This is a genomic window from Mitsuaria sp. GD03876 (assembly GCF_029840635.1).
Taxonomy (GTDB): domain Bacteria; phylum Pseudomonadota; class Gammaproteobacteria; order Burkholderiales; family Burkholderiaceae_C; genus Roseateles.
Genome location: NZ_JAOCCU010000002.1, coordinates 107,263 through 133,336 on the forward strand (window position 1 = coordinate 107,263; position 26,074 = coordinate 133,336).

Sequence of the window (26,074 nt, forward strand, 5' to 3'; positions counted from 1 at the left end):
GCAGCATGAGCCGTCGTCGCGTCGTCGTCACCGGTCTCGGCCTGATCTCGCCCGTGGGCAACACGGTCGAGCAGGGCTGGGCCAACATCGTGGCCGGTCGGACCGGCATCGACACCATCACCCGTTTCGATGCCAGCAACCTGGCCTGCCATTTCGCTGGCGAGGTCAAGGACTTCAAGGTGGATGACTACATCCCCGCGAAGGAAGCCCGCCACATGGACACGTTCATCCATTACGGGCTGGCGGCATCGTTGCAGGCGATCCGCGACGCGGGGCTGCCCACGGGCGACGCGCTCGACCCGGCGCTCGCGGAACGCATCGGCGTGCTCGTCGGCTCGGGCATCGGCGGCTTGCCGATGATCGAGGAAACCCACGCGGAACTGACCAATCGCGGCCCGCGCCGCATCAGTCCGTTCTTCGTGCCGGCCTCGATCATCAACATGATCTCGGGCCATGTCTCGATCCAGTGCGGCTTCAAGGGGCCGAACCTGGCGATCGTGACGGCCTGCACCACGGGTCTGCACAGCATCGGCCAGGCCGGCCGCATGATCGAGGCGGGCGACGCCGACGTCATGGTCGCCGGCGGCTCGGAGTCGACGGTGTCCCCGCTGGGCGTCGGCGGTTTCGCCGCGGCCCGCGCGCTGTCCACCCGCAACGACGATCCCAAGACCGCGTCCCGTCCCTGGGACAAGGACCGCGACGGCTTCGTGCTCGGCGAGGGCGCCGGCGTGCTGGTGCTCGAGGAGTACGAGCACGCCAAGCGGCGCGGCGCCAAGATCTACGCGGAACTGGTGGGCTTCGGCATGAGCGCCGACGCGTACCACATGACCGCGCCGGACGTGGACGGCCCGACGCGCTCGATGCGCAACGCGCTGCGCAACGCCGGACTGAACGCGGACCAGATCCAGTACATGAACGCGCATGGCACGTCCACGCCGCTGGGCGACGCCAACGAGACCAACGCGATCAAGCAGGCCTTCGGCGACTACGCCAAGGGCGGGCTGGTCGTGTCGTCGACCAAGTCGATGACCGGCCACCTGCTGGGCGGCGCCGGCGGCATCGAGTCGGTGTTCACCGTCAAGGCGATCCACGACCAGGTCGCTCCGCCGACGATCAACATCTTCAACCAGGATCCCGAGTGCGACCTGGACTACTGCGCCAACGAGGCGCGGAAGATGCCGATCGAGTACGCCGCGAAGAACAACTTCGGTTTCGGCGGCACGAACGGCACGCTGATCTTCAAGCGGATCTGATCCGCGAGCGCGATCCGGGCGGCGACCATGACGCCGGACCGATCGACATCACGCCGGGCTGCTGCCCGGCGTTTTTCATTGGCGCGTGATCCGCGCTGGGAGCGGGCGCAGCGCGCGGTGCTCGCCGGTGGACTGGCGGCCGCCATGGTCGCCACGCTGCTGCAACTGGGCGTCGCGGAAGGCGCCTGGGTGTTGCCGGCCATCGCCGCCGTGGCCGGCGCGGCGGCCGCGCTGCCGGTGCGCCGCGCGCCGCCGGACACGCTGCGCTGGGACGGCGCGCGATGGTGGTGGCAGCGGTCGGGAGAGTCGCTTGCCATCTCGCCGCTGGTCCTCATCGATCTCGAGCAATGGATGTTGCTGCGGCTGGATCCCGCCGACGATGCCGGCCCGCCGGGTGTCCGGCGGACGCCGTCGCGCTGGATCGCGTTGTCGCGGCGCGCGCTCGGCGCGCAGTGGACGCCGCTTCGTCTCCATCTGTTTCTCGCCCGGGGCTGACGCGATGCCTGCAGACAATTCCGGGCATGATGTGAGCCTTTCGTTCCTGCATCGCCACCTGCGAGTGTTCATGCCCAATTCCGCCCGTTCCCGCTCTCCTCGACGTCTCGCCCTGGCGATCGCCAGCGCCGCCTTGATGGGCGGATCGATCGCCGCCGCTGCCCAGACGCCCGCCCAGCCGGCAGCGCCGGGCGCGGGCTCGGTGCCCGTGGCCGCGCCGGAACTGGCGCGCGCGCTGCCCGACTTCAGCGCGCTGGTGGAACAGGCCGGGCCGGCCGTGGTCAACATCCGCACCTCGGAGAAGGTGAAGGTCGCGAACGCGCAGGTCGACGAGCAGATGCGCGAGCTGCTGCGCCGCTTCGGCATTCCCGTGCCGCCGCAGCGCCGCGCGCCGCCGGGAGCGGCGCCGGCCCCCGCGCCGGACGATGACGAGGACGACGACGCGCCGCAACGCCGCGGGCTGGGATCGGGCTTCGTCATCGGCGCCGACGGCTACGTGATGACCAATGCGCATGTCGTCGACGACGCCGATGAGGTGACGGTCACCCTGACGGACAAGCGCGAGTTCAAGGCGAAGGTCGTCGGCCTGGACCGCCGCACCGATGTCGCGGTGCTCAAGATCGAGGCGACCAACCTGCCGCAACTGCGCATGGGCGATGTCGGCAAGCTCAAGGTCGGCGAGTGGGTGATGGCCATCGGCTCGCCCTTCGGGTTCGACAACACGGTCACGGCCGGCATCGTCAGCGCCAAGGCGCGCGACACCGGCGACCTGCTGCCGCTGATCCAGACCGATGTGGCCATCAATCCCGGCAACTCCGGCGGCCCGCTGCTGAACCTGCGTGGCGAGGTGGTCGGCATCAACTCGCAGATCTACAGCCAGTCGGGCGGGTTCATGGGGATCTCGTTCGCGATCCCGATCGACGAGGCGATGCGCGTCGCCGATCAGCTGCGCGCCAGCGGCCGCGTGACGCGCGGCATGCTGGGCGTCTATCCGGACGATGTGAGCAAGGAAGTGGCCGAGGCCATCGGCCTGGGCAAGCCGCAAGGCGCGCTGATCAGCCGCATCACGCCGGCCGGCCCCGGCGACAAGGCCGGCCTGCAGCTCGGCGACGTGATCACGAAGTTCGACGGCAAGACCGTGGACAAGGCCGTCGACCTGCGGCGCCTGGCCGCGGCGACCAAGCCCGGCACGAAGGTGCCGCTGCAGGTGTTCCGCCGCGGCGCGTACAAGGACCTGTCGGCCACGCTCGACGCGCTGCCCGACGACCGCGCCCCGGCCACCCCGGAGACGGAGACCCCGGCCGCCGGCGGCGCCCAGGCCTGGGGCCTGACGGTCAGCGAGATGACCGAGGCGCAGCGCAAGGAGCTCAAGCTCGACGGCGGCCTGCGCATCGACACGGTGGACGGCCCGGCCGCGCGCGCCGGCCTGAAGACCGGCGACGTGATCCTCTCGGTCAACAACACCGAGGTGAAGACGGTCAAGCAGTTCCAGGCCGCCCTGGCCAAGGTGGAGAAGGGCAAGTCGCTGCAGATGCTGGTGCGCCGTGGCGAAGTCGCGACCTACGTCGTGCTGAAGCCGGGCAAGGTTTGAGCGGCAGCCGCCACCGTCAACCCACCGCCGGCCTGGGGCTTTCCGCAATGCGGAATATCCAGCCGGCGGTTCGTGATGACCCGCACATCCCGTCGTCGGTTGGTGCTTGCTCACGGTTGTGACCAAGGGGCGGTATTGGTGCCTCTGTCCGCTACAATCGCGGCGCGTCCGGCCGGCTTTGTCGCTGTTCCGACGGTGAATCGGAAGGCTTCATTTTGATGGGCTCAGCGATCCACAGGATGTCCTCAAATTTTGTGGATACCCTGTGCATAAAATCGCTGTTGGCGAAGGGCAACGCGCGAGAAGCTCGCATCCATGCGGTTTCCAGGGCGGGGCTTTTGGCTACAATGAAAGCCCAACAAGCAGTTGCCATACGTTTTGTTGGAAGGCGCGTCACCGTTTCGACGTGCCTTTTTTTTATGTCCCGTTCCGGTCCTGAGAAGGACCGTGCATCACCGCCTCGACCGACCGTCCCCAGCGTGTCTCAGCGTGCGCCGCTCGAGCGCCGCTGGCGTGGCGGACGAGTTCGCGGTCTCCGTCCGAGTCCATGAACCACATCCGCAATTTCTCCATCATTGCCCACATCGACCACGGCAAGAGCACGTTGGCCGACCGGATCATCCAGCGCTGCGGCGGGTTGTCGGACCGGGAGATGGAAGCGCAGGTGCTGGACTCGATGGACATCGAGCGCGAGCGCGGCATCACGATCAAGGCGCAGACCGCCGCGCTGCAGTACAAGGCCGCGGACGGCCAGGTCTACAACCTCAACCTGATCGACACGCCCGGGCACGTGGACTTCTCCTATGAGGTGAGCCGCTCGCTGTCGGCCTGCGAGGGCGCGCTGCTGGTGGTGGACGCCAGCCAGGGCGTCGAGGCGCAGACGGTGGCCAACTGCTACACCGCGCTGGAGCTGGGCGTCGAGGTGATCCCGGTGCTCAACAAGATGGACCTGCCCCAGGCCAATCCTGAGGGCGCCAAGTCGGAGATCGAGGACGTCATCGGCATCGACGCGACCGACGCGATCCCGTGCTCGGCCAAGACCGGCATGGGCATCGACGAGATCCTCGAGGCCGTCATCGCCCGCATGCCGCCGCCCAAGGGCGTGGTCGAGGCACCGCTGCGCGCGATGATCATCGACTCCTGGTTCGACAACTACGTCGGCGTGGTGATGCTGGTCCGCGTGGTGGACGGCACGCTGAAGAAGGGCGAGCGCATCCGCATGATGGCGACCAACGCCGTCTACCCGGCCGAGCACCTGGGCGTGTTCACGCCGAAGTCGGAGAACCGCGACCAGCTCAACGCCGGCGAGGTCGGCTTCATCATCGCCGGCATCAAGGAACTGGCCGCGGCCAAGGTCGGCGACACCATCACGCTGGAAAAGAAGCTCCCGAACAACCTGGGCCCGGCGGCCGAGGCGCTGCCCGGCTTCAAGGAGATCCAGCCCCAGGTCTTCGCCGGCCTGTACCCGACCGAGGCCAGCGAGTACGACCAGCTGCGCGACGCGCTGGAGAAGCTCAAGCTCAACGACGCCTCGCTGCGCTTCGAGCCGGAAGTCTCCCAGGCGCTGGGCTTCGGCTTCCGCTGCGGCTTCCTGGGCCTGCTGCACATGGAGATCGTGCAGGAGCGCCTGGAGCGCGAATTCGACCAGGACCTGATCACCACCGCGCCGAGCGTGGTGTACGAGGTCCAGCTGGGCGACGGCGAGGTCATCGAGGTCGAGAACCCGTCCAAGATGCCCGAGCAGAGCAAGATCGGCGAGATCCGCGAGCCGATCGTGACGGTCCACCTGTACATGCCGCAGGAGTACGTCGGCCCGGTGATGACGCTGGCCAACCAGAAGCGCGGCGTGCAGCTGAACATGGCCTACCACGGCCGCCAGGTCATGCTGACCTACGAGATCCCGCTGGCGGAGATCGTGCTGGACTTCTTCGACAAGCTGAAGTCGGTCTCGCGCGGCTACGCGTCGATGGACTACGAGTTCAAGGAGTACCGCGCCTCCGACGTGGTGAAGGTCGACATGCTGATCAACGGCGACCGCATCGACGCGCTGTCGCTGATCGTGCACCGCTCGCAGTCGCAGTACCGCGGTCGCCAGGTGGCGGCCAAGATGCGCGAGATCATCCCGCGCCAGATGTACGACGTGGCCATCCAGGCGGCCATCGGCGCCAACATCATCTCCCGCGAGAACATCAAGGCGCTGCGCAAGAACGTGCTGGCAAAATGCTACGGCGGTGACATCACCCGCAAGCGCAAGCTGCTGGAGAAGCAGAAGGCCGGCAAGAAGCGCATGAAGCAAATCGGTTCGGTGGAGGTGCCGCAAGAAGCCTTCCTGGCCATCCTCCAAGTCGAAGAATAAGTTCCCCACGCATGAAAGCCATGAGCGCATTGACCGGGCTGCTGTACGCAGTCCTGCTGGCCTATCTCGGCGGCTGGTACACGGGTTACTGGAACGGGAATTTCTCGCTGCTGCTGCTGATCCTGACCACGGTGACGCTGGCCTACTGGCTGGCCGAGCGCTTCCACTTCGAGCGCGCCCGCAAGCGCGAGGCCGACGTGGCGGCCGCCAGCTGGGAGAAGGAACAGCAATGGCGCGGCGGCGAGCTGAACATGTCGGCGCGCCAGAACGTCATGGAGCCGCACCTGCGCCAGCCCTGGTGGCTGGACTGGACCGCCGGGCTGTTCCCGGTGATCCTGATCGTGTTCCTGCTGCGCTCGTTCATGTTCGAGCCGTTCAAGATCCCGTCGGGCTCGATGGTGCCCACGCTGCTGATCGGCGACCTGATCCTGGTGAACAAGTTCCACTACGGCATCCGGCTGCCGGTGATCAACAAGAAGATCATCGCCAACAACGACGTCAAGCGCGGCGACGTGGTGGTGTTCCGCTACCCGCAGAACCCCAGCATCGACTACATCAAGCGCGCCGTCGGCCTGCCTGGCGACGAGGTGGCCTACCTGAACCAGAAGCTGTACATCAACGGCAAGCCGGTCGAGGTCACGTCGCAGGGCGAGTTCTTCGACGAGGACCCGAGCGCGATGCGTTTCCGCTCGCGCTTCACCGAGAAGCTCGGTCCGGTCGAGCACCAGATCCTGGTCGACCCCAACGCGCAGCCGCGCATCATGAAGCTGTACGACTTCCCGTACAACGAGAACTGCCGCTACACGCTGCAAGGCGTGACCTGCAAGGTGCCGGCGGGCCATTACTTCATGATGGGCGACAACCGCGACAACTCGCAGGATTCGCGCTTCTGGGGCTTCGTGCCGGACGAGAACATCGTGGGCCGCGCCTTCGTGGTCTGGATGAACTTCGGCAACCTCAAGCGCATCGGCGGCATCCAGTGACGCCGGGCCGACGCGCCGCGATCGATCGACTACCCTGTACCAACGACAACCACCGGAGCGACACGTGATGAGGGCACGCAAGAATCAACGAGGCATCAGCCTGCTGGGACTGCTGTTCTGGGCGGTGATCATCGGCGGCGGTTCGGTGATCCTGTTGCGCGTGGTGCCCACGGTGATGGAGTACTACACGATCCAGCGCGCCATCGACAAGATCGCCAAGGACAACCCGGCGACGGTGCCGGCGGCCCGCGACTCGTTCGAACGCACCAAGCAGATCGAGTATTCGATCGTGAGCATCGAGCCCAAGGACTTGAACATCACCAAGGTCGATGACAAGGTGAAGATCAGCTTCGCCTACGAGAAGGAAGTGCCCCTGTTCGGGCCGGTGTTCCTGACCATCAAGTACAAAGGCGAGTCCCACTGACCCGCCTCCGCCGCCTCCGTCCATGACCCCTCAAGCGCTCGACGCCCTCCAGCAACGCCTCGGCTACCGCTTCTCGCAGGCGGGACTGCTGCAGCGCGCGCTCACGCATCGCAGCTTCGGCCAGCAGCACAACGAGCGCCTGGAGTTCCTCGGCGACGCGGTGCTGAACCTGGCGGTCTCGGCGCTGCTGTTCGAGCGTTTCGCCGGTTCGGACGAGGGCGACCTGACCCGCATCCGGGCGCACCTGGTGCGCGAGGACAGCCTGCACCGCCTGGCGCTGCAGCTGCAGATGCCCGAGTGCCTGCGCATGAGCGAGGGCGAGGCCCGGGGCGGCGGCGCGCAGCGCCCGTCGATCCTGGCCGACGCGCTGGAGGCGGTGATCGGCGCCGCGTTCCAGGACGGCGGCTACGAGGCCGCGCGCGAGATCGTGCGCGGGCTGCTGGGCGAGACGATCGCGGCCAGCGGCATCGAGCAGTGGGCCAAGGATTCGAAGACCGCGCTGCAGGAATGGCTGCAGGCGCGCAAGCTGGCGGTGCCGGCCTACCGCATCGTCGAGACGCGCGGCCAGGCGCATGCCCAGACCTTCACCGTCGAATGCGAGGTGGCCGCGCTGACGCTGTCGCGCCGCGGCGAGGGCCGCTCGCGCCGGATCGCGGAGCAGGAGGCGGCCCGGCAGGTGCTGGACGAACTGCTCGCCGGCGACCGGCCCGGCACCGGCCTGCGCGACTGACGCGGAGCCCGCGATGAACGCACCCAAGACCCCGAGGACGCCCGAGACGGCGTCCTCGTCCCTTTCCCCCGAGACCCGCCCGCTGGATTCCCCCGCGGAACCCCTTGCCAAGGACCCTGATCTGAACGCCCCGCACGACCCCGCCACGCCCCTGGACCCGCACGCCGCCGACGCTGCCGACGCCGCCGCCCAGGAGGGCGACGAGCCGCTGGACGATGACGAGGAGGGCGGGCACGGCGAGTTCGGCGAGGACGGCGACCGGCCCGCGGTGCAGGGCGGCATCGGCGCGATGCCCTATGACGGCGACCAGCGCTGCGGCCTGATCGCGATCGTCGGGCGGCCCAATGTCGGCAAGTCCACGCTGCTGAACGCGCTGGTCGGGCAGAAGGTCTCGATCACGTCGAAGAAGGCGCAGACGACGCGGCACCGCATCACCGGCGTGCGCACCGTCGACGAGGCGCAGTTCGTCTTCGTCGACACGCCCGGCTTCCAGACCAAGCACAGCACCGCGCTGAACCGCAACCTGAACCGCACGGTGCAGGGCGTGCTGGCGGACGTGGACCTGGTGCTGTTCGTCGTCGAGGCGGGCCGTTTCGGGCTGGACGACGCGAAGGTGCTGTCGCTGCTGCCGCAGGACAAGCCGGTCGTTCTGATCGCCAACAAGCTCGACGCGGTGCATCGCCGCGCCGAGCTGATGCCCTGGCTCAAGAGCATGCAGGAGCGCCGCAACTTCACCGAGTTCGTGCCGCTGTCGGCCAAGAAGGACTCGGACGTGCAGCGCCTGTTCCAGATCCTGAAGCCCTACCTGCCGAACCAGGAGTGGTTCTACGAGGAAGACGCGCTGACCGACCGCAGCGAGAAGTTCATGGCCGCGGAGATGATCCGCGAGAAGCTCTTCCGCCTGACCGGCGACGAGCTGCCCTACGAGGCGACCGTGATCATCGACCGCTGGGAGGAAGAGGGCAACCTGCGCCGCATCGCCGCGACCATCGTGGTCGAGCGCGACAACCAGAAGGGCATGGTCATCGGCCAGGGCGGCGAGCGGTTGAAGCGCATCGGCTCCGAGGCCCGCCAGGAGCTCGAGACGCTGATGGACGCGCGCGTGTTCCTGGAGCTCTGGGTGAAGGTCCGGTCCGGCTGGGCGGATTCCGAGGAACACCTCAGAAGCTACGGCTACGAGTGATCGACAGGCCGCACCGCCCGATGGCCACCCGCGCCCCGAAGCCGCCCGCCACGCAGGCGGCTTTTGTTTTGCATCACTACGACTGGAGCGAGACCAGCCTCGTGCTGGACCTGTTCAGCCGCGAGCACGGCCGCCTGGCGGTGGTGGCCAAGGGGGCGAAGCGGCCGTATTCGCAGTTGCGCTCGGTGCTGCTGCCGTTCCTGCGGCTGCAGGTGACGCTGTCCAAGCCGTCGAAGATGAACGAGGACGGCGCCGCCGAGGTGCAGTCGCTGCGCGGCGCGGAATGGGTCGGCGGGCAGACGCTGCCCAGCGGCGCGGCGCTGTTCAGCGGCTACTACGTCAACGAGCTGCTGCTGAAGTTCCTGCCCCGGCAGGACCCGCAGCCCGCGCTGTTCGACGCCTACGCGGCGCTGCTGCCGCAGTTGCCCTCGGCCGAGGACGCGCAGGCGGCGCTGCGCGCGTTCGAGTTCCGGCTGCTCGCGACCTGCGGCCTGCTGCCCGACCTGAGCGTGCTGGCGACCACGCAGGCCCCGCTCGATCCGGAGCGGACCTACATGCTGGCGCCGGAGTCCGGCGTCGTCGTGCCGACGCACGACGCGCCGCAACTGACCGGCATGGCCTTCATCCAGCTGCAGGCGGCGCTGCTGCACGGCAGCCAGGCGGCGCTGCAACAGGCCTGCGAACTCGCGGGACCGACCCTGAAGCCGCTGCTGCGCGCGTTGCTTCACTATCATCTCGGGCATCGTCCTCTGCGGACGCGGCAGGTGCTGCTCGACGTCCAGAAGCTGCTCACATGAATCCGCTGATCGCTCCCGAATCCGGCCGCCATGAGGCGCGCTGCGCGTTGTCCGTCAACGTCAACAAGGTCGCGCTGCTGCGCAACACCCGGCACCTGGGCATTCCCAGCGTGACGCGGGCGGCGCAGCTGTGCCTGGAGGCCGGCGCCCAGGGCATCACCGTGCACCCGCGGCCTGACGAACGCCACATCCGCGCCGGCGACGTGCGCGAGCTCGCCGCGCTGATGAAGGCCTGGCCGCAGGCCGAATACAACATCGAAGGCAACCCGACGCAGAACCTGATGGCCTTCATCCGCGAGGTGAGGCCGCACCAGGCGACGTTCGTGCCGGACAGCGAGGACCAGTTCACCTCGGACCACGGCTGGAACCTGCCGGCGGACGCCGAGCGGCTGCGGCCGATGATCGACGAGTGCCGGTCGCTGGGCGTGCGGGTGAGCCTGTTCATGGACCCGCTGCCCGAGGCGATGGCCCACGTGGCCGCGCTGGGCGCGCAGCGCATCGAGCTCTACACCGAGACCTGGGCGAGCGCTTTCGGCACGCCGCGCGAGGACGAGGTGCTGGCCGGCTTCGCCGCCGCGGCGCGGGCCGCGCTGGCGCAGGGCCTGGCGATCAACGCCGGCCACGACCTGAACCGCGACAACCTGACGCGTTTCCTGCGCGAGGTGCCGGGCGTGGCGGAGGTCTCGATCGGCCATGCGCTGGTCGCCGACGCGCTGGAGCTGGGCTACACCGAGACGGTGCGCGACTACCAGCGCTGCATCCAGCGCGCGTACGTCTGATTTCAATTCGGCACGTCATCCACACGAACCGGGCACGACGCGTGCACCGAGGACGCGAGAAAGGGCCGCGATGATCTACGGCATCGGCACGGACGTCTGCGACATCCGGCGCATTCGGGACACCTTCGAGCGGCGCGGCGAACGCTTCGCCGAGAAGGTGCTGGGACCGCACGAGATCGAGGTGTTCCGCGCGCGGTTCGCGAAGGTGCCGGCGCGGGGGATCGCGTACCTGGCGACGCGGTTCTCGGCGAAGGAGGCGTTCTCCAAGGCGATCGGCATGGGCATGCGCATGCCGATGACCTGGCGGGCCTGCGAGATCGTCAAGGCGCCCAGCGGCAAGCCGGAGGTGCGCCTGCACGGCAGCCTGGCCGACTGGTTCGAGGCCAAGGGGCTGAGAGCGCACGTGACCGTGAGCGACGAGACCGATTACGCGACGGCGTTCGTCGTCGTCGAAACCCGGGGCTGAGCGCGACTGAGCGCGGCCCGATGAGACCGAGCGCGCCACCGCGCGCGCCAACGAGAGAGACAAGTCAATGACCGAAGCCCTGCATTCGCCGGTGATCCTGGACGTCGCCGGCACGACGCTGACCGCGGAGGATCGCCGCCGGCTGGCGCATCCGATGACCGGCGGGATGATCCTGTTCGCGCGCCATTTCGAGCATCGCGCGCAATTGACGGCGCTGTGCGCCGAGGCCAAGTCGATCCGGCCGGACCTGCTGATCGCGGTGGACCAGGAAGGCGGCCGCGTGCAGCGCTTCCGCACCGACGGCTTCACCGCGCTGCCGGCGATGCGCACGCTCGGAGAACTCTGGATGGAGGACGCGATGCGCGCGGTGCAGGCCGCGACGGCGACCGGCCTGGTGCTGGCGCTGGAACTGCGCGCCTGCGGCGTGGACATGACCTTCGCGCCGGTGCTGGACCTGGACCACCAGGGCGACGACCGCCAGTCGGTCAGCCCGGTGATCGGTTCGCGCAGCTTCCACCGCGATCCGCGGGTGGTGAGCCTGCTGGCGCAGAGCCTGATGCAGGGCTTCGCGCTGGCGGGGATGGGCAGCTGCGGCAAGCACTTCCCTGGCCATGGCGCGGTCAGCGTCGATTCGCATGTCGGCGTGCCGGTGGACACGCGGACGCTCAAGGCGATCCTGGCCGAGGACGTGCGGCCCTTCGAGTGGCTCAGCCTGAGCTTGTCGGCGGTGATGCCGGCGCATGTGATCTACCGCAAGGTGGACGGCCGCCCGGCCGGCTTCAGCAGGCGTTGGCTGCAGGACATCCTGCGCGACCGGCTCGGCTTCGCCGGCGCGGTGTTCAGCGACGACCTGGGCATGGCCGCGGCGCGCGTGATCGAAGGCCGGCCGGTGGGCTACCCCGAGGCCGCGCTGGCGGCGCTGGACGCCGGCTGCGACCTGGTGCTGCTGTGCAACCAGAGCCTGGAGAACGGCGGTCGCGCGATCGACGAACTGCTCGACGGCCTGGTCGAGGCGCAGGCCAACGGCGCCTGGGCGCCGGCGATCGACAGCGAAGCCCGGCGCGCGGCGCTGGTGCCGCAGTCGGCGCCGCTGACCTGGGACGAGCTGATGCTCGCGCCGCGTTACCTGGAGGCGCTGGCGCGCCTGCCGTGATCGCCCGCGAAGCGCCGCCCCCTGGTTCCGATCGGAAGGAGAGCCCTCCCATGAAGCACATTCGAATCTTGGGTCTGGCCGCGCTGATGGCGTCGGCGTCGGTGGCGCACGCGCTGGACTGCGCCAACGCCGTCAGCACCGTCGACATGAACGACTGCGCCGCGCAGGAGCAGCAGCAGGTCGAGAAGCAGCTCAACGCGGTCTACCAGCGCGTGCTGGCCGCGACGCCGGCCAAGGTCGACGCGCAGGTGCCGGCCAAGCCGAGACAGCGTCTGGTCGAGGCGCAGCGCGCCTGGGTCAAGTTCCGCGAGGCCGACTGCAAGGCGGTCTACGAGCTGTGGGCGGACGGCTCGATCCGCAACCTGCAGTTCCTGGGCTGTATGCAGGAACACGCGAAGCTGCGCATCAAGCAGCTGGAGGCGTTCAAGCAGCAACCCTGAAGCGCGCCCCCGGTGCGCCGGGGGTCTCGGCCCAGGACAGCAGGCGACCGGTGCCTTCCGTCCCGCGCTCGGCGAGCCGCCTCAGCGCGTCGCGCCTTGCGCCATCTTCGCGAAGTACGCGGACTTGCCGGTCTTGTTGAGCTGATACCAGGCCTCGAGCGTCTCGGGCTCATAGATGCCGAGCGTGTCGAAGATCGCGCGCGCGAAGTCGAGCGCGGACATGCCGCCGGCGGTGATCAGGCCGCGATCGATGACGACCGGCTCGTCGACGTAGCGGTCGCTGCCGGCGTACTCCGGGACCCCCTTCAGGTAGGACAGCGCGTTGCTGGTGTGCTGGCGCTCGTCGAGCACGCCCAGCCGCGCCAGGCCGGCGGTCGCGCCGCAGATCGCCGCGACGCGCTTGCCGGCGTCGAGGAACTCCTTGGCCTTCTTCGCCGCCTCCATGTGCTCGCCCTTGTCCCAGCCGGCACCGCCCGGGAGGATCAGCAGTTCGCTGTCATCGGGGAACAGGGTCGACAAGCGGATGTCGGGCATCACCGACAGCCCGCCCATCGAGCGCGCCAGGTTGGCGCCGGCGGCGGCGACGGTCTTGACTTCCCAGGTGCCGGCGTCCTTCTGGAATTCGGGCGTGTTGATGCCCGCGACCGCGTAGGCGGCCTCCCAGTCGGCGAAGCCTTCGAAGAGGTAGAGGTGGACGGTGCGGGTGGGGGTGTTCATGCCCCCATCGGCGGCAAGGTGCGTGCCCGCCGTCCGCGCCGCCGGGGCGTTCAGCCGGCGAGTTTCTTCACCATGAAGAACTTGGAGCCCGCGGCGCCATGGCCGGGGATCTCGAGCTGGACCGCGTAGCCCAGGCGCTCGTAGAACGGGCGGGCCCGGAAGCTGAACGTGCTCAGGTAGCAGGTGTCGCAGCCGCGCTCGCGGGCGCGTTGCTCGAAGGCCCGGACCACCGCGCTGCCGACGCCGGCCTGGCGATGGGTGGCGTCGACCCAGAGCTGCTGGAGCTCGCAGCAACGGCCCAGCGTGCGGCCGACCGCGCCGCCGATGACGCGCCCGCCGGCGTCGTAGGCGGCGCTGGACAGCTCGCCCTGGCCGTCGAAGGCACCGCGCTCGCCGAAGGCCTCGTTGTACTGGTCCAGCCCGGCCTCGATCAGCGCGGCGAGGCCGGGCTTGGGGACGTCGAAGGCGGCGACGGTGAAGGGGGAGGTCATGGGTGCTCCTTGGTGTTCGGCCTCCGAGGTGGCCGCCTTGTTTCGGCCGCTCATCTCAGCCGGGTCAGCATCGCCTGCAGCGCCGGCTCCGACAGTTCGCCGGTGCGTCTCGCGACGAGGCGGCCGGACGCGTCGAACAGCAGCGTCGTCGGATAACCGGCCTGCTTGAACGCGGCGCTCGCCTGGCGCCGCTCGTCGACGGCGACGTTGGTCATCGACAGGCGCTGCGCGTCGAGCCACTTCCTCACATGACCCGCGTCCTCGCCCTGGTTGAGGAACACGAACCGCACGTCGGGCCGATCGCGCTGCGCCTGCGCCAGCATCGGCATCTCGCGGATGCACGGCCCGCACCAGGTCGCCCACAGGTTGACCAGCGTCGGCTTGCCGCCGGGCTCGGCCAGGTCGAGCGGTGCGCCATCCAGCGTCTCGAAACGCAGGCGCGGCAGCGGCTCGCTCCCGGGCTGCAGCGCGAGCTGGATCTGTCCCGCGATCACAAGCGTCGTCGCCAGCGCCAGCGGCACCGTCGCCGACAGCCGCAGCGCCGGCGCGTTGCGCAGCCGGAAGGTCGCGTACATCCACATCGCGACGATGCCGATCTCGGGCGACCAGCCGCCGTCGCGCAGGTTCAAGACGCTCAGCGGATGCGCGGCGTAGAGCTCCTTGTACTGGTAGAGGAAGCCCAGCCGCGCGAAGACCAGCGCCACGATCAGGCAGCGCCACAACAGCGGTCCGGCGTCCTGGCCGCGACGACGCGCGAGCAGCGCGGCGACGGCGCCGGCCGCGGCGACCGCGACGCACAGGTGGACGAAGGCCCAGGGCAGCACCAGCGGCCCGATGGCGACGGCCTCGCTCAAGTGGCGAAGATCCCGTCGGTGGAGGCGAAGCCCTTGACCTCGATCGGGTTGCCCGAGGGGTCGAGGAAGAACATGGTCGCCTGCTCGCCGGGCTGCCCGGCGAAACGGATGCCGGGCTTGAGCACGAACTCGATGCCGCGCGCCTCCAGCCGGTCGGCGAGCGCGCGCCAGTCGGCCATCGTCAGGATCACGCCGAGGTGCGGCATCGGCACCAGGTGGCTGCCGACCTGGCCGGTGTTGCCGGTCTTGAATGGCTCGCCCAGGTGCAGCGAGATCTGGTGGCCGAAGAAGTCGAAGTCGACCCAGGTGTCGGTGCTGCGGCCTTCCTCGCAGCCGAGCACGCCGCCGTAGAACGCGCGCGCGTCGTCGAGGTCGCGCACGTGGTAGGCCAGGTGGAAGATCGATCGCATGGGGCCTCCCGGGCCGTGGGGATATGGACCGGGGGATCCTAGCCCCGGCGGGGTGCCCGGTACCATCGGCGCTTCCTGTGTCGTGCGGATGGGAGAACGCGGTGGATGTGACCAGCTGGTTGGGCTTTGTCAGCGTGGCGCTGTTCGTCACCTTCACGCCGGGGCCGGCGGTGCTGATGGCGATCTCCAATTCGCTCAGCGTCGGGCCGCGGCGCGCGATGGTCGGCTCGATCGGCAACGCGATCGGACTGCTCGCCGTGTCGGCCGCGACGACGGCCGGACTGGGCGTGCTGCTCAGCACCTCGGCCAAGGCCTTCCTCGTCGTGAAGCTGCTCGGCGCCTGCTACCTGGTCTGGCTGGGCATCAAGCAATGGCGCCAGGGCGCGCGCATGGCGGCGATGGCCGACGGCGACGCGGCGGCCGAGACGGCCGGGCTGTCGCGTCGCGCGCTGTTCCTGCGCGGCGTGATGGTCGCGCTGACCAACCCGAAGGCGATCCTGTTCTTCACCGCGCTGTTCCCGCAGTTCATGAACCACCCCGAGACGGCGCTGCGCGACTTCGTCGTGCTGACGGTGACCTTCTCGGCCTGCGCCGTGCTGGCGCATGCGTTCTACGTCGTGCTGGCCCGCGCGCTGCGGCGCGGCCTCGCGTCGCCGGCCCGGGTGAAGCTGATGAACCGGACTTTCGGCGCGTGCTTCGTCGCGCTGGGCGTCAGCCTGATCGGCTGGCGCGGGCGGACGCAGTAGGGAAGGATGGCCCGCGGGCGGGCGGCGGGCTGCCGTCCGTGGCCGGCGGATCGCGATTCGCCCGTCGTCGGCAACAAGCCGTGTGCGGTGTGTCCTGCGGATGCAGGAACGACGGCTTGAACGACGCCTTCGCATGCGGATTGCCCATCGGCGCCGAAGGAGTCGCCCATGTCGCATTCGTTCCGCACCATTTGCTGGATCCCCACCTGGAACCCCGACCACGGGAACGTGGGCATCGAACACCTGCTGCTTTCCGACGGCCAGGCCGATGGCGTCGTCATCGCGGTGGATCCGGACGCGGGGCCGTTCCGGCTCTGCTACCGGCTGAAGTGGGATGCGCAATGGCGCCTGCGCGGCGCGGGCCTGTCGCTCGCCGTCGATGACGGCGGGCCGCCGCGGTCGCTGCACCTGAAGACGGATGGGGAGGGGCACTGGCAGGACGAGCGCGGCCAACCGCTGCGCGAGCTCGACGGCTGCCTGGACATCGACATCTGGCCCACGCCGTTCACCAACAGCTTGCCGATCCGGCGCGCGCCGCTGAAGGTCGGCGAGCGCCGCGAGTTCCGCATGGCGTGGATCGACGGCACGACGCTCGCCGTGCGCGCGCAGGCGCAGGCCTACACGCGGCTCGACGACCGCCTGTACCGCTTCGAGTCGCTGGACGGCTCGGGCTTCCAGGCCGAGTTGCCCGTCGACGACGAGCGGCTCGTGATCGACTATCCGGGGCTGTTCAAGCGGCTGTAGCGCGGGCAGTCCCAAGCGGCCTCGAGTCGTCCCGAGCGTCCCGCGCCGTCGCGGGCATCGCCGGTCACTCGTCGGCAGTGAGCCGCACCACCAGCGCCGCGACGCTCGCCACCGTCGCCAGCGCGGTCACGCCGAGCCAGCCGAAGGTCGACAGCAGCAGGCTGCCCAGCGCCGCGCCCGAGGCCATGCCGATGAACATGCCGGTGAACAGCAGCGCGTTGAGCCGGCTGCGCGCCGCCGCGTCGAGGCTGTAGACGATCGTCTGGTGCGCCACCAGCGCCGCCTGCACGCCGAAGTCGAACACCACCGCCAGCACCACCAGCACCGCGATCGCCGCGCCCCGGTCGAGCCACGCCGTCACCGACATCGCCGCGAACGACAGCGCCACCAGCAGCGCGCCCAGCCGCGTCACGACGCCGGGGCCGCGCTTGTCGGCGATGCGGCCCGCCAGCGGCGCCGCCAGCGCGCCCGCGGCGCCCGCCAGGCCGAACGCGCCCGACACCGAGCTGCTCAGCCCGAAGCGCTGGTGCAGCATCACCGCCAGCGTCGACCAGAACGCGCTGAACGCCAACGCCAGCAGCGCCTGCGCGATCGTGGCGCGACGCAGCGTCGGCCACGCCCGCCACAGCCCGCCGAGCGAGCGCAGCAGCGCGCCATACGTCGTGCGCATCGCCGGCGGCGCCGACGGCAGCCAGCGCCAGCTCGCCAGTCCGGCGATCGTCAGCGCGAGCGCCGCGAGGCCGTAGACCCAACGCCAGCCGAGCAGGTCGGCGATCACGCCGCTCATCACCCGCGACAGCAGGATGCCCAGCAACAACCCCGTCATCACCTGGCCGACGACGCGTCCCCGGTGTTCCGCCGGGCTCAGCGTCGCGGCCATCGGCACCACGTCCTGCGCCAGCGTCGCCGTCAGGCCGAGCAGCGCGCTCGCCACCAGGAAGGGCGCGAAGCCCGGCGCGAAACCGTTCATCAGCAGCGTCGCGATCAGCAGCACGAACTTGGTCAGGATCACCCGGCGACGGTCGAAGCGGTCGCCCAGCGGCGTCAGCAGCAGGATGCCGGCCGCGTAGCCGAGCTGCGTCAGCATCGGCACCGCGCCGATGCCGCCGGTCGAGGCGTGCAGGTCCTCGGCCAGCGGCGTCAGGATCGGCTGGCTGTAGTACAGCGAGGCCGCGCCAAGGCCGGCCGATGCCGCCAGCAGCACGATGAGCGGCGCGGACGGCGTCGACGCCGCGGATGAAGCAGACGCCGCGGGCGACGCGGACGAGGCAGGCGACGCGGACGGGGCGCCAGCCTCGCCGGGTGCCGTGGCGACGGCGGGGAAGGGCAGGGTGGACATGCGGACTCCCGAGGGGATGGATTCGACGAAGGGGTCGGGTGCGCACCGACTGACCCGCATTCTTCTGATCCGGCCCTGCCGGCGGAACCGGTCCGGCATGCACAGTGGCCATACGCGCGGCGTATAAAGCGCCCCATGAACGATCTCCTCCGGGACGGCGGCCAGGACCGCCTCGCGCTGCTGCAGACCTTCCTCCGCGTCGCCGAGGCCGGCAGCTTCTCCGCCGCCGCGGTCCAGCTCGCCACCACGCAGCCGACGGTGAGCCGGCGGGTGCAGATGCTGGAATCGCTGCTCGGCGCGCGGCTGGTCGAACGCTCCACCCGCGGCCTGCGGCTGACCGAGGAGGGCGAGCGCTGCGCCGCGCAGGCGCAGGAGCTGATCGACGGCTGGCAATCGCTGGCCGAGGAGCTCGACGGCGGTGACGAGCTGTCCGGCACGCTGCGCCTGCGGGTGCCGCACGCGTTCGGGCAGAGCCAGCTGATCGAGCCGCTCGCGGCCTTCCTGACGCGGCATCCGCGCGTCTCGGTCGAGTGGATGCTGCAGGACCAGCTGCCCGACTTCAGCCGCGAGAACGTCGACTGCTCGCTGCTGGTCGGCGAGATCCAGCAGCCCACGCTGATCGCCACGCAGTTGGCGGAAGTGCCGCGGGTGCTGGTCGCCGCGCCGGCGCTGGCGAAGAAGCTGCCCAAGGGCCTGGACCGGAAGGCGCCCGAGGAGATCGCCGCGCTGCTCGGCGCGCAGCCGTGGCTGGCGCTGCTGGCGTTCTATCGCGACGGCATCGAGCTGAACGCGCCGGCGTCGGGCGAGCGCATGCATGTCGCCTTCCGGCCGCGGCTGGGCACGGACAGCCTGTTCGCGCTGGTGGAATCCGCGCGTCGAGGGCTGGGCCTGGCGCTGGTGTCGCAGTGGGCCGTCCTCGACGACATCGCCGAGGGCCGGCTCGTGCGCCTGCTGCCGGACTGGTGCGCGACGCCGCTGCCGATCTCGCTGGTCTACCCGTCGCGGCGCTTCCAGCCCGCCCGCCTGCGCGCCTTCCTGCAGGTGATGCGCGAGGTGATTCCGACGCTGCGCGGCATCCGGGAAACGCGGCGACGGTGAGCCGGTTGTCGAGGGACAAACACAAGCCCTCAAGGCTGAGGAGCGAGCCTACTCATCGGCGTGGGAACGCCGTGTCGGACCACAGAACCGGTCAGTGCCGAGCACCACGCCGACGCGTAGATTTCTTCCTCTTGAGGAACCCCCTTGTGAGAAAGGCAGCGAATGGAAATCGATGTGTTCACGGCGCTAAGCAGCGCCGGTGTTTCGGAAGCGAAGGCGCGCTCGGCGGCGGAGTCGATCCGCCAGGAGGTGACCGAGGAGCTCAAGCGCGGCGTGGCCCACCTGGCCACGAAAAGCGACATCGCGGACTTGCGGGTCGAGATGGCCAACCTGCGGGCTGACTTCTTCCAGCGGTTCAGCGACATGCAGCGATCGCAGGTCGCCGTGATGTGCAGCGGCTTCAGCGTGATCGTGGCGATGATGACGCTGTTCAAGTTCCTGGATTGAATCCGACCCGCCAAGAACAAGGACCGCCCTCGGGCGGTCCTTGTCTTCATGCGGTCGCGCGGTCGAGCGCGCCGGGCGCTCGCGCCATCAGCCCTTCGGGGCGGGCTTGGCCGGCGCGGCCGGCTTCTTCCCGACGGGCAGCGCCTTGCCGGTGCTGGTCATCGTCATGTCCATGTCCATGCGCATGTTGCCCTGCGGCCCCGCGATGTCCATGCCCATGGTCATCGCCATCGTGCTGCGCAGCATCAGCCGGTCGGCCAGCCGCAGGTCCATCTTGCCGGTGCCCGAGCCGCTCATCGCGCCCTGCGCCGGCGCGGCCGCCGCGGCCGACGGTGCCGAGGCCGGCGCCGGGACCGCGAAGTTCACGTCCATCCGCACCGCCACGTCGAACGACGCCACGCCCTTGTTCACGCCGGTCAGCGTGTACTTGCCCAGCAGCTTGCCGGTCGGCGCGTTGCCCGTGGGCAGGTTCATGTCGATGGGCACTTCCACCGTCTCGCCGACCTTGAGCGTCATGCCGTTGAACTTGCGCATCCAGTCGAAGCTCTGGTTGAAGATCTTCTCCTGCATCTCCTTGCTCAGGGCCTGCGCCTGCGCGGACGGCGGCAACTGCAGGTCGATCTTCTCGAACTGGTCGTCCTTGAGCCGCGCGCTGAAGCGGATCGCGCCCTGCTGCGGCAGCGCGCGCGTCTGGCCGGTGCCGTCGCGCATCTCGTTCTTCAGCGAGGTGACCTCGGCGTTGAGCGTGTAGCCGCCGTCGGGCTGCCGGGCCGTCGTCGACAGGTCCTGGCGCATGGCCATCTTCATCGTGATGGGCATCGACGCCTTCATCTGCTGCGCCTGCGCCTTGGCCTGCTCGGTCGCGTCGGCCGGCAGCTTCATCGACATGTTCATGCGCATGTCCATGGCGACGTCCAGCTGCTGCCGCGTCGACGGCAGCGGCACCATGTTCAGCTTGACGCTCTCCTGCGCCATCGCCGCCGGCGCCACCAGCGCCGCCTGCACCGCCACCCAGGCGGCCAGCGAAACGATTCGACTCATCGGTCCTTCTCCCGGAAAGGGGCCTCAGCCCCGGTAGTTGTCCTGCATCCGATACCCGCGCGCGTACAGCGCGAAGAGCAGCGCCGCCAGCAGCGCGAAGCCGGCGAAGAAGAACATCTGGAAGGCCGTGACGCTCGTGCCCGTCGACTGGATGTAGGCCGTGACCGAGGCGCCCTTGACGCTCGAGTTGGCCAGCAGCACCCACAGGTTGCCGATCGTCACCGACAGGTTCCAGAAGCTCGTGATCACGCCCTTCATCGCCAGCGGCGCCTGACTGTAGGCGAATTCCAGGCCCGTCGCGGACACCAGCACCTCGCCCAGCGTCAGCAGCGCGTAGGGCAGGACCTGCCAGGTGATGTCGACCGCGTGGCCGCCGTCCAGCCACAGCTGCAGCCCGCCCACCACGATCCAGGCGATGCCGGCGAAGGCGATGCCCGCGCCCATGCGGCGCAGCGCGGTGATGCGCAGGCCGAGCTTGCCCAGCAGCGGGTACAGCACCAGGTTGTTGAAGGGGATCAGGATCATGACCAGCGCCGGGTTCAGCGCCTGCATCATCGAGGACTCGAACCACGCGGGCTTGGTCATCTGGTCGGCCTGCAGCACCCAGGTCGAGGCCTTCTGGTCGAACAGGGACCAGAACGGCGTGACCAGCGCGAACAGCACCAGCAGGCGCAGCACCGTGCGCACGCCCTCGACCGCTTCGTCCGGATGGACGGCGCGGGCGCGTTCCAGCTGCATCCACGCGCCGATGCCGCCGAAGCCCATCAGCAGCACCAGCGCCGAGCAGAAGGCGATCACGAAGCCCAGGTTCGGGGTCAGCGCCAGCGCGCCGATCGCCAGCGCCACGCCCAGGCAGGCCACCACCAGGCCGCCGCGGCCCTGGCCCGGCGCGCGCGACAGCAGCGCGGTGCGCACCACCTTCAGGAAGCCGTGCGGATCGCGGTGCGACACGCCGGCCGGCACGTGGGTGTACTTGCGACGGCCGCTCCAGAAGATCACGGTCGCCAGGAACATCAGCACGCCGGGGATGCCGAAGGCGATGCTGGCGCCGAACTGCTTCAGGAAGATCGGCATCAGCAGCGACGCGAAGAACGAGCCGAAGTTGATGATCCAGTAGAAGGCATCGAACACCTTCTGCGCCAGCGTGCGGTTGCTCTTGTCGAACTGGTCGCCGATGAACGAGCTCACCAGCGGCTTGATGCCGCCCGAGCCCAGCGCGATCAGGAACAGGCCGAAGTAGAAGCCGCGCAGGTTGTTCTCGAAGATCGCCAGGCAGGCATGGCCGGCGCAGTAGACGAGGCTCAACCAGAGGATGGTGTTGTACTTGCCGAAGAAGCGGTCCGACAGCCAGCCGCCCAGCAGCGGGAAGAAGTAGACGCCGATGACGAAGGTGTGGAACACCTCCTTGGCCTCGCCCTTGCGCAGCGGTTCCGGGATCGCCAGCAGCAGGCTGGTCATCAGGAACACCGTCAGGATGTTGCGCATCCCGTAGAAGCTGAAGCGCTCGCAGCCCTCGTTGGCGATGATGTACGGGATCTGCGGCGGCATCTTCGGCGCCGCCTGCGAGGCCGCGCCCGCCGTGCCGCCCGGTCCGGCGGCGATGGAGGAGGTGTTCAAGGGAAAGTCTCCGTCGTGTCGCGGGGCGCTCGTGACGCCCCAAAAGGAAAGCCGCCGAGAGGTATCCCGGCGGCTATGGCTAAAAGGGGGGAACTACACGGCCTGAAGGTGGTCCCCTCTCCCGCACTGCGGGAGAGGGGTTGGGGTGAGGGTCGGTGGTCACCACGAGCGGCCGTTCGCGAGACCCCTCACCCTCACCCCCCCGCCCTCTCCCGCAGTGCGGGAGAGGGAGTTCATGCCGGCATCAAGCCTCAAACGGAAGCTTGAACTGGCTCAGGTCCTTGCGGGTCTCGACCAGGACCAGCGGGCCCTCGTCCAGCACCACCACCGGCGCGGGCTCGCGGCCCAGCTTGGCGGCGGCGGGCTCGGCGGCGATCGCGGCCTGCGCGGCGGCGATCTTGCCGGCGTCGCTGTTGACCCAGACCAGGCCCGCGCCTTCGGCGACCGCGCTCAGGTCCGCCATCGGCAGCTCGAAGCGAGGCGCCGCGGCGGCGACCGGCGCGGCTTGCGCCACGGGTGCCTGAGCCGGCGTCTGGACCGGCGCGGGGGCAGGGGCCGCCACCGGCGCGGCAGCCATCGGGGCCTGCGTCGGTTCGTCGCCCAGCGCCAGCTGGCGCGGCGCGGCGCCCGCGTCCAGCACGATGCCGTCCAGCGCGGCCACGGCCGGCGTCGGCGCTTCACCTTCGGCGATCAGGCCTTCGGCGGCCTGGCCTTCGGCCGGCGCGCCTTCGCCTTCACGGCGGTCGCGGCGATAGCGGTCGCGACCACGGCCACGGCGACGGCCTTGGCCGTCCTGACCTTCCTGGCCTTCGACGCCTTCCGGCGCCTCGCCGGCGGCGGCGTCACCGCCGACCACCGGGGCTTCCGCCGATTCGACGCCGTCCGCGAACGAGGTCTCGCCGGCGGCCGGGGCCTGGCCCTCGACCAGCGCGCCTTCGATCTGCTCCGCGCCCTCGGCGCCGCGCTCGCCGCGGTTGCCGCGACGACGACGACGACGGCCCTGGCGCTCCTCGCCGGCCTCACCGGTCAGCGCGGTGTCCAGCGGCTGCGTGTCCGCGAACGCGTTCGGCGACTCGACATTGGCGGCTTCGGTGCCGGCCAGCGCCTGCAGTTGCTCCTGCGCCTCGGCGGGCGCGCGTTCCTCGCGGCGGCGGCGGCCTTCGCCGCGCTCGCCCCGGTCACCGCGCTCGCCACGCTCCGGACGGTCGCCGCGCTCGGCGCGTTCCTGGCGCGGCGCGCCTTCGACGGCCTGTTCCGGCTTCTCGGCGCGCTCGTTGCGGCGGTTGCGATCGCCACCGCGCTCGCCACGCTCACCGCGTTCGCCACGTTCCGCGCGCTCGCCACGCTCGGCGCGGTCACCCCGCTCCGGACGATCGCCGCGACCTTCCTGCTGCGGCTTGCCTTCGCCGCGCGGCTTGCCGTCGCGGGCCTTCTGCTCGCCACGTTCGCCACGCTCACCGCGCTCGGCACGGTCGCCGCGCTCGCCACGGCGGTTGCGGTCGCCACGATCGCCACGGCCGTTGCGGTCGCGCTCGCCGCGCTCGCCACGTTCCTTCTTGGCGGGCTCGGCGGCCTTGGCCTCGCTGGCCGGAGCCGGCGCGGGCGCCGGCGCGCCGCCGAACAGGGTCTTGATCCAGCCGAAGAAGCCGCCGCCGGCAGGCACCGGGGCCGCGGGCGCCGCGACCGGGGCGCTCGCCACCGGCTCGGCCGCCTTCGGCGCGGGGGCCGGGGCGGGCGCCGGCATCGGGGCCGGTTGCTCGGGCAGGATGCCCTTGATCACCGGCTCCTGCTTGTTCTTCTTCTCGGCGCCGCGGCGGGTGATGCTTTCCTCTTCCTGCTGCTCCTCGATCATCGTGTAGCTCGCCTGCAGGTTCTCCAGGCGAGGATCGTCGTGGCGCAGCCGCTCGAGCTTGTAGTTCGGCGTGTCGAGGTGGCGGTTGGGCACCAGCAGCACGGTCACGCGCTGCTTGAGCTCGATCTTGGTGATCTCGGTGCGCTTCTCGTTGAGCAGGAAGCTGGTCACCTCCACCGGGACCTGCACGTGCACGGCCGCGGTGTTGTCCTTCATGGACTCTTCCTGGACCATGCGCAGGATCTGCAGCGCCGAGGATTCGGTGTCGCGGATGTGGCCGGTGCCGTTGCAGCGCGGGCAGGTGATGTGGCTGCCTTCGGAGAGCGCCGGGCGCAGGCGCTGGCGGCTCAGTTCCAGCAGGCCGAACTTGCTGATCGAGCTGAACTGCACGCGGGCGCGGTCCTGGCGCAGCGCGTCGCGCAGGCGTTGCTCGACCTCGCGGCGGTTCTTGGACTCCTCCATGTCGATGAAGTCCACGACGATCAGGCCGCCCAGGTCCCGCAGGCGCATCTGGCGCGCGATCTCGTCGGCGGCTTCCAGGTTGGTGCGGGTGGCGGTTTCCTCGATGTCGCCGCCACGGGTGGCGCGCGCCGAGTTCACGTCCACCGAGACCAGCGCCTCGGTGTGGTCGATCACGATCGCGCCGCCGGACGGCAGGTTCACCGTGCGGCTGAAGGCGGTCTCGATCTGGTGCTCGATCTGGAAGCGGCTGAACAGCGGCGCGTCATCGCGGTAGCGCTTGACCTTGTGCGCCGTCTCCGGCATCACGTGCGACATGAACTGGTGGGCCTGTTCGAAGATGTCGTCCGTGTCGATCAGGATCTCGCCGATGTCGGCGGTGAAGTAGTCGCGGATCGCGCGGATCACCAGCGACGACTCCTGATAGATCAGGAAGGCGCCCTTGCCGCCCGACGCCTCGTCGATGGCGGACCACAGCTTGAGCATGTAGTTCAGGTCCCACTGCAGCTCGGCCGCGGAACGGCCGATGCCCGCGGTGCGCGCGATCAGCGACATGCCCTTGGGGTACTCGAGCTGGTCCAGCGCTTCCTTGAGTTCCTCGCGGTCCTCGCCCTCGATGCGGCGCGACACGCCGCCGCCGCGCGGGTTGTTGGGCATCAGCACCAGGTAGCGCCCGGCCAGCGACACGAAGGTCGTCAGCGCCGCGCCCTTGTTGCCGCGCTCTTCCTTCTCGACCTGGACCAGCAGCTCCTGGCCTTCCTTGATCACGTCCTGGATCTTGGCCGAGCGCACGTCGGCGCCGTCCTTGAAGTACTGGCGCGAGATTTCCTTGAAGGGCAGGAAGCCGTGGCGGTCCTCGCCGTAGTCGACGAAGCAGGCCTCCAGCGACGGCTCCACGCGCGTCACGACGGCCTTGTAGATGTTGCCCTTGCGCTGTTCGCGGCCCTCGATCTCGGTCTCGAAGTCCAACAGCTTCTGTCCATCGACGATGGCCAGGCGACGCTCTTCCTGCTGCGTCGCATTGATCAGCATGCGTTTCATCAGTTCTCCTCCACGCCAGGGACTTGCCGCTGACGCGCGTTCCTCAATAGAACCGCTGCCGGAAGGTCACCGGCGGGCGATTCGACCGATGCACGAGAAACGCGAAAGAACCCATGAAAGGATCGCCCTGGACTGCAATTGAACGGCTCGTTCGACCGTTCAGCGCTGCAGCGTTGGCGCGTGCGCCGCGGGCCCCGGGTCGGCTGTCCCGGTCCGCCGGCGCGCCGCGTGAGGCGCGACCCGACCACGGCCGGAGCCAAGCGTGTGGACGAAGCCAACACGCGCTCGCAGGCGGCGGGGGGTGGGAGAGACCGAGGAAGACATCCGGAAACGGGGCCTGGGTGCTGACGTCAGCGCCAGGGCTTGCGACCCCCGCGCTGACGTCGTGAAACCTTGTTGTGCTGCCCGCGCCGCCTGCCGACATCCAAGGATGCGGCCGGCCGCGTGAGCATGGTTCTGACGACGTTGCTCTGCCATCCGGCCCCCGTGCCTGCCCGCTCGCTTTGGGAAGCGGGCCCGACGACGACAACCTGATGTTGCATCACCAAAAGTAATGAGCAGCCTACTC

At 69.6% G+C, this 26,074-nt stretch carries 25 protein-coding genes; 17 read left to right on the forward strand and 8 right to left on the reverse strand.

Translation table 11 applies throughout. From position 1 onward, the window contains the following. Positions 1 to 5: 5 nt before the first annotated feature. From fabF to N5D62_RS02020, 13 genes are all read left to right on the forward strand, one after another. On the forward strand, positions 6 to 1,253 hold the full coding sequence (fabF, locus tag N5D62_RS01960; protein ID WP_279755735.1) for a beta-ketoacyl-ACP synthase II: 1,248 nt from the start codon (positions 6 to 8) through the stop codon (positions 1,251 to 1,253). 27 nt (positions 1,254 to 1,280) lie between these two features. After that, positions 1,281 to 1,748: a hypothetical protein gene (locus tag N5D62_RS01965; protein ID WP_279755736.1), complete on the forward strand. Its 468-nt coding sequence runs from the start codon at positions 1,281 to 1,283 to the stop codon at positions 1,746 to 1,748. 70 nt (positions 1,749 to 1,818) lie between these two features. Then, the gene (locus tag N5D62_RS01970; protein ID WP_279755737.1) at positions 1,819 to 3,339 is read left to right on the forward strand and encodes a DegQ family serine endoprotease; all 1,521 of its coding nucleotides are present in this window, start codon (positions 1,819 to 1,821) and stop codon (positions 3,337 to 3,339) included. Positions 3,340 to 3,886: 547 nt separating this feature from the next. Continuing rightward, positions 3,887 to 5,695: a translation elongation factor 4 gene (gene lepA / locus N5D62_RS01975; protein ID WP_279755738.1), complete on the forward strand. Its 1,809-nt coding sequence runs from the start codon at positions 3,887 to 3,889 to the stop codon at positions 5,693 to 5,695. 11 nt (positions 5,696 to 5,706) lie between these two features. Next, positions 5,707 to 6,678, forward strand: coding sequence for a signal peptidase I (gene lepB, locus N5D62_RS01980; protein WP_279755739.1), 972 nt, complete (start codon positions 5,707 to 5,709; stop codon positions 6,676 to 6,678). Positions 6,679 to 6,745: 67 nt separating this feature from the next. After that, entirely contained in the window at positions 6,746 to 7,102 is a 357-nt protein-coding gene (locus tag N5D62_RS01985) for a DUF4845 domain-containing protein (RefSeq protein ID WP_279755740.1), read from the forward strand. 22 nt (positions 7,103 to 7,124) lie between these two features. Continuing rightward, positions 7,125 to 7,832, forward strand: a complete 708-nt coding sequence (rnc, locus tag N5D62_RS01990) for a ribonuclease III (protein WP_279755741.1) — start codon at positions 7,125 to 7,127, stop codon at positions 7,830 to 7,832. 289 nt (positions 7,833 to 8,121) lie between these two features. After that, positions 8,122 to 9,015, forward strand: a complete 894-nt coding sequence (era, locus tag N5D62_RS01995; RefSeq protein ID WP_279755929.1) for a GTPase Era — start codon at positions 8,122 to 8,124, stop codon at positions 9,013 to 9,015. Positions 9,016 to 9,035: 20 nt separating this feature from the next. Beyond that, positions 9,036 to 9,812: a DNA repair protein RecO gene (recO, locus tag N5D62_RS02000; RefSeq protein WP_279755742.1), complete on the forward strand. Its 777-nt coding sequence runs from the start codon at positions 9,036 to 9,038 to the stop codon at positions 9,810 to 9,812. Continuing rightward, entirely contained in the window at positions 9,809 to 10,591 is a 783-nt protein-coding gene (locus N5D62_RS02005; RefSeq protein ID WP_279755744.1) for a pyridoxine 5'-phosphate synthase, read from the forward strand. Before recO ends, N5D62_RS02005 begins: the two co-directional genes overlap by 4 nt. 70 nt (positions 10,592 to 10,661) lie before the next feature. Next, the gene (gene acpS, locus N5D62_RS02010; RefSeq protein ID WP_279755745.1) at positions 10,662 to 11,057 is read left to right on the forward strand and encodes a holo-ACP synthase; all 396 of its coding nucleotides are present in this window, start codon (positions 10,662 to 10,664) and stop codon (positions 11,055 to 11,057) included. A 67-nt stretch (positions 11,058 to 11,124) separates the two neighbouring features. Further along, the gene (gene nagZ / locus N5D62_RS02015; protein ID WP_279755747.1) at positions 11,125 to 12,210 is read left to right on the forward strand and encodes a beta-N-acetylhexosaminidase; all 1,086 of its coding nucleotides are present in this window, start codon (positions 11,125 to 11,127) and stop codon (positions 12,208 to 12,210) included. 50 nt (positions 12,211 to 12,260) lie between these two features. After that, on the forward strand, positions 12,261 to 12,650 hold the full coding sequence (locus N5D62_RS02020) for a lysozyme inhibitor LprI family protein (RefSeq protein WP_279755749.1): 390 nt from the start codon (positions 12,261 to 12,263) through the stop codon (positions 12,648 to 12,650). Between the two features lie 81 nt (positions 12,651 to 12,731). Here N5D62_RS02020 and N5D62_RS02025 read toward each other — a convergent pair whose 3' ends face one another. Genes N5D62_RS02025 through N5D62_RS02040 form a run of 4 tightly spaced genes read right to left on the reverse strand, consistent with a single transcriptional unit; the run spans position 12,732 to position 15,122 of the window. Continuing rightward, positions 12,732 to 13,367, reverse strand: a complete 636-nt coding sequence (locus N5D62_RS02025; RefSeq protein WP_279755751.1) for a DJ-1/PfpI family protein — start codon at positions 13,365 to 13,367, stop codon at positions 12,732 to 12,734. A gap of 50 nt (positions 13,368 to 13,417) precedes the next feature. Beyond that, complete coding sequence (locus N5D62_RS02030) at positions 13,418 to 13,858, reverse strand: GNAT family N-acetyltransferase (RefSeq protein WP_279755753.1); 441 nt, start codon at positions 13,856 to 13,858, stop codon at positions 13,418 to 13,420. Between the two features lie 50 nt (positions 13,859 to 13,908). Further along, positions 13,909 to 14,712 (reverse strand): TlpA disulfide reductase family protein, encoded by an 804-nt coding sequence (locus N5D62_RS02035; protein ID WP_279755756.1) that lies wholly within the window; start codon positions 14,710 to 14,712, stop codon positions 13,909 to 13,911. Then, positions 14,709 to 15,122, reverse strand: a complete 414-nt coding sequence (locus N5D62_RS02040; protein ID WP_279755758.1) for a VOC family protein — start codon at positions 15,120 to 15,122, stop codon at positions 14,709 to 14,711. The genes N5D62_RS02035 and N5D62_RS02040 overlap by 4 nt, the downstream gene beginning before the upstream one ends. A 107-nt stretch (positions 15,123 to 15,229) precedes the next feature. On the opposite strand from N5D62_RS02040, the gene N5D62_RS02045 reads away from it, so the two are divergent. Continuing rightward, complete coding sequence (locus tag N5D62_RS02045; RefSeq protein WP_279755760.1) at positions 15,230 to 15,868, forward strand: LysE family translocator; 639 nt, start codon at positions 15,230 to 15,232, stop codon at positions 15,866 to 15,868. Between the two features lie 168 nt (positions 15,869 to 16,036). Continuing rightward, a complete protein-coding gene (locus N5D62_RS02050; protein WP_279755761.1) occupies positions 16,037 to 16,612 on the forward strand; it encodes a putative glycolipid-binding domain-containing protein in 576 nt (191 codons plus the stop codon). A gap of 64 nt (positions 16,613 to 16,676) precedes the next feature. On the opposite strand, the gene N5D62_RS02055 is transcribed toward N5D62_RS02050, so the two are convergent. Then, positions 16,677 to 17,951, reverse strand: a complete 1,275-nt coding sequence (locus tag N5D62_RS02055; protein ID WP_279755763.1) for an MFS transporter — start codon at positions 17,949 to 17,951, stop codon at positions 16,677 to 16,679. A 135-nt stretch (positions 17,952 to 18,086) separates the two neighbouring features. On the opposite strand from N5D62_RS02055, the gene N5D62_RS02060 reads away from it, so the two are divergent. After that, the gene (locus N5D62_RS02060) at positions 18,087 to 19,049 is read left to right on the forward strand and encodes a LysR family transcriptional regulator (protein ID WP_279755765.1); all 963 of its coding nucleotides are present in this window, start codon (positions 18,087 to 18,089) and stop codon (positions 19,047 to 19,049) included. Positions 19,050 to 19,211: 162 nt separating this feature from the next. Beyond that, positions 19,212 to 19,496, forward strand: coding sequence for a hypothetical protein (locus tag N5D62_RS02065; RefSeq protein ID WP_279755766.1), 285 nt, complete (start codon positions 19,212 to 19,214; stop codon positions 19,494 to 19,496). Positions 19,497 to 19,583: 87 nt separating this feature from the next. Here the strand turns inward: N5D62_RS02065 and N5D62_RS02070 are convergent, their stop codons facing one another. The 3 genes from N5D62_RS02070 to N5D62_RS02080 all read right to left on the reverse strand — a co-directional run bounded on the left by N5D62_RS02070 (position 19,584) and on the right by N5D62_RS02080 (position 25,506). Further along, on the reverse strand, positions 19,584 to 20,537 hold the full coding sequence (locus tag N5D62_RS02070; protein ID WP_279755767.1) for a hypothetical protein: 954 nt from the start codon (positions 20,535 to 20,537) through the stop codon (positions 19,584 to 19,586). 24 nt (positions 20,538 to 20,561) lie between these two features. Further along, complete coding sequence (locus N5D62_RS02075; protein ID WP_279755930.1) at positions 20,562 to 22,085, reverse strand: oligopeptide:H+ symporter; 1,524 nt, start codon at positions 22,083 to 22,085, stop codon at positions 20,562 to 20,564. 313 nt (positions 22,086 to 22,398) lie between these two features. Continuing rightward, positions 22,399 to 25,506 (reverse strand): Rne/Rng family ribonuclease, encoded by a 3,108-nt coding sequence (locus N5D62_RS02080; RefSeq protein ID WP_279755768.1) that lies wholly within the window; start codon positions 25,504 to 25,506, stop codon positions 22,399 to 22,401. Positions 25,507 to 26,074 lie beyond the last annotated feature (568 nt).

What these genes read in the sequence shown, in the direction of transcription:
- fabF (WP_279755735.1), top strand. Translation starts at nt 6, where the DNA reads ATGAGCCGTCGTCGCGTCGTCGTCACCGGTCTCGGCCTGATCTCGCCC.
- N5D62_RS01965 (WP_279755736.1), top strand. Translation starts at nt 1,281, where the DNA reads ATGACGCCGGACCGATCGACATCACGCCGGGCTGCTGCCCGGCGTTTT.
- N5D62_RS01970 (WP_279755737.1), top strand. Translation starts at nt 1,819, where the DNA reads ATGCCCAATTCCGCCCGTTCCCGCTCTCCTCGACGTCTCGCCCTGGCG.
- lepA (WP_279755738.1), top strand. Translation starts at nt 3,887, where the DNA reads ATGAACCACATCCGCAATTTCTCCATCATTGCCCACATCGACCACGGC.
- lepB (WP_279755739.1), top strand. Translation starts at nt 5,707, where the DNA reads ATGAAAGCCATGAGCGCATTGACCGGGCTGCTGTACGCAGTCCTGCTG.
- N5D62_RS01985 (WP_279755740.1), top strand. Translation starts at nt 6,746, where the DNA reads ATGAGGGCACGCAAGAATCAACGAGGCATCAGCCTGCTGGGACTGCTG.
- rnc (WP_279755741.1), top strand. Translation starts at nt 7,125, where the DNA reads ATGACCCCTCAAGCGCTCGACGCCCTCCAGCAACGCCTCGGCTACCGC.
- era (WP_279755929.1), top strand. Translation starts at nt 8,122, where the DNA reads ATGCCCTATGACGGCGACCAGCGCTGCGGCCTGATCGCGATCGTCGGG.
- recO (WP_279755742.1), top strand. Translation starts at nt 9,036, where the DNA reads ATGGCCACCCGCGCCCCGAAGCCGCCCGCCACGCAGGCGGCTTTTGTT.
- N5D62_RS02005 (WP_279755744.1), top strand. Translation starts at nt 9,809, where the DNA reads ATGAATCCGCTGATCGCTCCCGAATCCGGCCGCCATGAGGCGCGCTGC.
- acpS (WP_279755745.1), top strand. Translation starts at nt 10,662, where the DNA reads ATGATCTACGGCATCGGCACGGACGTCTGCGACATCCGGCGCATTCGG.
- nagZ (WP_279755747.1), top strand. Translation starts at nt 11,125, where the DNA reads ATGACCGAAGCCCTGCATTCGCCGGTGATCCTGGACGTCGCCGGCACG.
- N5D62_RS02020 (WP_279755749.1), top strand. Translation starts at nt 12,261, where the DNA reads ATGAAGCACATTCGAATCTTGGGTCTGGCCGCGCTGATGGCGTCGGCG.
- N5D62_RS02025 (WP_279755751.1), bottom strand. Translation starts at nt 13,367, where the DNA reads ATGAACACCCCCACCCGCACCGTCCACCTCTACCTCTTCGAAGGCTTC.
- N5D62_RS02030 (WP_279755753.1), bottom strand. Translation starts at nt 13,858, where the DNA reads ATGACCTCCCCCTTCACCGTCGCCGCCTTCGACGTCCCCAAGCCCGGC.
- N5D62_RS02040 (WP_279755758.1), bottom strand. Translation starts at nt 15,122, where the DNA reads ATGCGATCGATCTTCCACCTGGCCTACCACGTGCGCGACCTCGACGAC.
- N5D62_RS02050 (WP_279755761.1), top strand. Translation starts at nt 16,037, where the DNA reads ATGTCGCATTCGTTCCGCACCATTTGCTGGATCCCCACCTGGAACCCC.
- N5D62_RS02055 (WP_279755763.1), bottom strand. Translation starts at nt 17,951, where the DNA reads ATGTCCACCCTGCCCTTCCCCGCCGTCGCCACGGCACCCGGCGAGGCT.
- N5D62_RS02060 (WP_279755765.1), top strand. Translation starts at nt 18,087, where the DNA reads ATGAACGATCTCCTCCGGGACGGCGGCCAGGACCGCCTCGCGCTGCTG.
- N5D62_RS02065 (WP_279755766.1), top strand. Translation starts at nt 19,212, where the DNA reads ATGGAAATCGATGTGTTCACGGCGCTAAGCAGCGCCGGTGTTTCGGAA.
- N5D62_RS02070 (WP_279755767.1), bottom strand. Translation starts at nt 20,537, where the DNA reads ATGAGTCGAATCGTTTCGCTGGCCGCCTGGGTGGCGGTGCAGGCGGCG.
- N5D62_RS02075 (WP_279755930.1), bottom strand. Translation starts at nt 22,085, where the DNA reads ATGCCGCCGCAGATCCCGTACATCATCGCCAACGAGGGCTGCGAGCGC.
- N5D62_RS02080 (WP_279755768.1), bottom strand. Translation starts at nt 25,506, where the DNA reads ATGAAACGCATGCTGATCAATGCGACGCAGCAGGAAGAGCGTCGCCTG.